This window comes from Syntrophales bacterium (genome assembly GCA_023229765.1).
GTDB lineage: Bacteria > Desulfobacterota > Syntrophia > Syntrophales > UBA5619 > DYTH01.
In genome coordinates this window covers 1-3788 of sequence record JALNYO010000082.1, presented here as the reverse complement: position 1 = coordinate 3788, position 3788 = coordinate 1, and the positions used below count along the sequence as shown (strand labels likewise).

Sequence of the window (3788 nt, the reverse complement as noted above, 5' to 3'; positions counted from 1 at the left end):
TGCAGGCGTCCACGCTGGGGCAGGGCGGGGAGGTCTTTGTGCTGGATATGGGCGAGCCCGTGAAGATCTTGCACATCGCCGAGGAGCTGATCCGCCTCCACGGCATGGAACCAAACCGGGACATCGACATTAAGTTTACGGGCCTGCGCCCCGGTGAAAAACTGTTCGAAGAGATCCTGACGGCGGAAGAGGGCACCGACGCCAGTTGCCACGAGAAGATCTTTGTCGCCCGGGGCAGCCAAAAATACACCCTTACCGAACTTACCTCCATCCTCGCGGAGTTCTCCGCAGCCATCCGTGACCCCTCCCCCGACAGCGACGAAAAAATGAAACAGCTCCTGAGAAAATACGTCAAGCACTACACGCAAAATAAATAGGGACAGAGCCCCTATTTATTTTGCCCAGGGGACAGCTCCCGATTATCCCCACCTCCTCTTTGGGTAATTAGGGACAGAGCCCCTATTGTTTAATCCTTGACATCTTCTGGTTTCTTATGGTAGTCATCAGACATGACCATAATGGAGGACCCCATGAACAGTACATCAGTTAGCATTGCCGAAGGCAAGAAAGGTTTCAGCCGCCTTATTCACGATACCGTGGAAAAAAGAGAGAATACCATTGTCACAAGGCGCGGGAAACCGGTAGCCGTCATCGTTCCCTACGACGAATATGAGCGCAATGCCCGCAGGGAAGGTTATCAAAACATCATGAAAGTCAGGGAGGCTTTTATAAAGGCCGGAGTCAGCGCCGCCGATGTCTATCGGGAATCCAGAACTCAACTGGAAGAAAAGCCATGAAACGGGCGGTGGTCGATGCGAGCGTGATTCTCAAGTGGTACCTCGTCGATGAGGCGTGCGGCGCACAGGCGATCTCGCTGCTGCAACAGTGCGTTGCCGGGGAATTGGAAATACTGGCGCCGTCCCTGCTTCAGTACGAACTGATGAATGGGTTGGTGATCGCCGGACGGCGCGCCCGACTCGATCAGAGCGCCATTTCATCATCCTTCCGCAGCTTCATGAGCCTGGGCATCCGATTTTATGATGTTTATTCTCTTGCCGATAAAGTTCTTCATTATTGCCGGCTCTATGGACGTTCTGTCTATGACTCCAGCTACTTGGCCTTGGCTGAACAGGAAGGCGTCGATCTCAGCACGGCGGATGAACGGTTGTTTAACGCTGTGCAAAAAGATTTGCCGTGGGTCCATTTAATTTAAATAGGAAATTAGGGACAGAGCCCCTATTCTTTTATGCCGAGAATATCACGTGCTATAGCAGTAGGTTACCCCCACCATATCACCCAGCGGGGCAATTACCGGCAGACCGTGTTCGCCGCGGCGGAGGATTATGCCCGCTATCTGGAATTGCTCAATCAATACGCCCGGAAACATAGTCTCGACATCTGGGCCTATTGCCTCATGCCGAACCATGTCCATATTGTCGGCGTTCCCGGCGCCGATGACTCCCTGGCGAGCGTCTTCAGAACCGTCCATATGCTATAATAATAGGGGCTCTGTCCCTAATAAGGGAGGACCAGAGCAGAAGCAATTAAAAATTGACAATCTGTGTATCATTGGTATAACGTACCAACATGAAAGCTAAACTTATAATTCATAACAAGGTTATAGACGAGCTTGGCAATACTATTGAGATTAAATTATGGGAGGTTGAGAAATCTTCGGATAAACCGCATGGGTATAAATATTCACTTGTTTATATAGCAAACACGCAACGGGTGATCGGGTACGACAATGCGGAACAAAAGGGCGATCATCGGCATTACGGGTGTAGAACCAAGCCATATCTCTTTACAGGAACCGAGCAGCTTATAAAGGATTTTTACGGGGATATAGTTTCATATAACAGGAGGAAAAGATGAAAGTCCGAAAAGTGAAGATCGGCATAAAGGATGCGGAAACACTGCTGAACGAATTTGCGGATGCCGCAGGGTCTATTGAATCCGGCGAGAAAGTGAAGCATGAACGGGGCGTGTACTTTACGAATATCCAGGCGTTTCGCAAGGCATTAACTCAGAAAAGACTGGAGCTTCTCCACGCGATTAAAACGGAGCATCCTTCTTCGATAAATCATCTGGCCAGAATTCTTCAACGTGATATCAAGAACGTTGCCGTTGATGTCCGGTTTTTGGAACAGGCGGGACTTATCGATACAAAAAAGGCGACCAGCAAGGAAATTACGCCCCACGTAGTGTACGATAAGATATTATTGGAGATAGCGGTTTAATTAGGGACAGAGCCCCTATTGTTTTCATTAAATACTTGACTAGGTGAACAATAAAGATGTGAATTGTTCATCTCGGTAGCCATCCGTGACCCCTCCCCCGACAGCGACGAAAAAATGAAACAGCTCCTGAGAAAATACGTCAAGCACTACACGCAGCCCAAGGGGGTGATCGGGGGTCAGGTCTTGAAATTTAGCGTTTGGTAATTAGGGACAGCGCCCTATTTTCCCCCCCACCCCGACCCTCCCCCTGGAAGGGGGAGGGAGATTTAAGGAAAGGGGAGGGAGATTTGATCGACACGATCATTGCCGGCCACACCCACCGGCCCGTCTTTGAAAACCTTTCTCTGACGGAACGGATGTATTTGGAGGGTAGGATGGGGTCATGTCCCCATATTTCCTCGCGGAAGCTCCATTCGGATCGTGCTTATTACAATACTGGGTCGTGCGTGCATCCCCGCTGCATCACGGGGCTGGAGATTACGCCGGGGAAAGATGGGGAGTCTGCCTTCACCCTCATCAAGTGGGGCTATGCAGCCCAAGGCGCAGGGCGGACACTGGCTATCGAAAGGGAAGTGCTGAGTGTGGGATGAATAGGGACAGAGCCCCTATTTATTTCGCTTGACATTCCATCCTGATGGTGTAACTATCTTGGGTATGTTTTATACTTATTGCAAAGAGGTATGATATGTCAAACACTGCCCGAAAATTAAACTTTCTCATTGATGAAGGCGTTTGTAGAGACCTTGAAAGTCTCGTTCCCGCCGGAAAGCGCAGCAGGTTGGTTAGCGAGGCACTGCGTAAAGAACTGGAGCTGCTGCGCCGTAAATCGGCTGTTGAACAGTTGCTCGCTTCTTCGCCTCGCCAAGGCGGCTATTCGCATGCCGATATTATTGAATTTCTTACCAAAGATAGAGTGTCTCACTGATGAAAAAATACATCGTAGATGCCTCCATTATTCTGAAATGGGTACTGGAGAAAGAAAATGAACCGGATCATGATAAAGCAGCCGGCCTTTTGCACACCTGGGTGAGCGGCGTAGTTGGGATTGCGGCGCCGGGTTTATGGACTTATGAGGTCGCAAATATTCTGGGCAGAGCGTTACCCGACGAGGCGGACCAAAAGATGAAGCTGCTCCTCGATCTTAAAATCGAAGCGGTTGACTGTTCTGAACAGATGTTCCGTCAGTGTTTTACCTGGATGAAAGAACATCAAGTTACTTTTTATGACGCGGTATATTTGGCCGCTGCTTATGCAATTGACGCCGTTTTGTTGACCAGTGACGAGAAGTTCCGCGAAAAGATGAAGAACGACAGTCGGATATGCCCTCTGAAGGATCTTAATTAGACCAGTAATTAGGGACAGAGTAATTAGGGACAGAGCCCCTATTACTTTGGAAGTCTCTTGACAAATACTGGCAGTGCGTTTAGACTAAGTCCATCAAACTAAGCTTAATGAGGTGTCCCATGCAAACCGTAAATATCCACGAAGCCAAGACGCACCTTTCACGTCTGGTCGATGAGGCCGCGAAGGGGAATGTTTTTATTATTG

General features: G+C 49.3%; 7 protein-coding genes and 1 pseudogene. All 8 read left to right on the top strand.

Annotated elements, in window-relative coordinates:
• Nucleotides 1–179: pseudogene (locus M0P74_18195) on the top strand (polysaccharide biosynthesis protein).
• A gap of 351 nt (nucleotides 180–530) precedes the next feature.
• Entirely contained in the window at nucleotides 531–797 is a 267-nt protein-coding gene (locus tag M0P74_18190) for a type II toxin-antitoxin system Phd/YefM family antitoxin (GenBank protein ID MCK9365517.1), read from the top strand.
• Nucleotides 794–1213, top strand: a complete 420-nt coding sequence (locus M0P74_18185; GenBank protein ID MCK9365516.1) for a type II toxin-antitoxin system VapC family toxin — start codon at nucleotides 794–796, stop codon at nucleotides 1211–1213. The genes M0P74_18190 and M0P74_18185 overlap by 4 nt, the downstream gene beginning before the upstream one ends.
• A gap of 33 nt (nucleotides 1214–1246) precedes the next feature.
• Entirely contained in the window at nucleotides 1247–1498 is a 252-nt protein-coding gene (locus tag M0P74_18180) for a transposase (protein ID MCK9365515.1), read from the top strand.
• A gap of 373 nt (nucleotides 1499–1871) precedes the next feature.
• Nucleotides 1872–2240, top strand: coding sequence for a hypothetical protein (locus tag M0P74_18175; GenBank protein MCK9365514.1), 369 nt, complete (start codon nucleotides 1872–1874; stop codon nucleotides 2238–2240).
• A gap of 287 nt (nucleotides 2241–2527) precedes the next feature.
• Nucleotides 2528–2830: a hypothetical protein gene (locus M0P74_18170; GenBank protein MCK9365513.1), complete on the top strand. Its 303-nt coding sequence runs from the start codon at nucleotides 2528–2530 to the stop codon at nucleotides 2828–2830.
• A 95-nt stretch (nucleotides 2831–2925) separates the two neighbouring features.
• Entirely contained in the window at nucleotides 2926–3165 is a 240-nt protein-coding gene (locus M0P74_18165; protein ID MCK9365512.1) for a hypothetical protein, read from the top strand.
• On the top strand, nucleotides 3165–3584 hold the full coding sequence (locus M0P74_18160) for a type II toxin-antitoxin system VapC family toxin (GenBank protein MCK9365511.1): 420 nt from the start codon (nucleotides 3165–3167) through the stop codon (nucleotides 3582–3584). The genes M0P74_18165 and M0P74_18160 overlap by 1 nt, the downstream gene beginning before the upstream one ends.
• Nucleotides 3585–3788 lie beyond the last annotated feature (204 nt).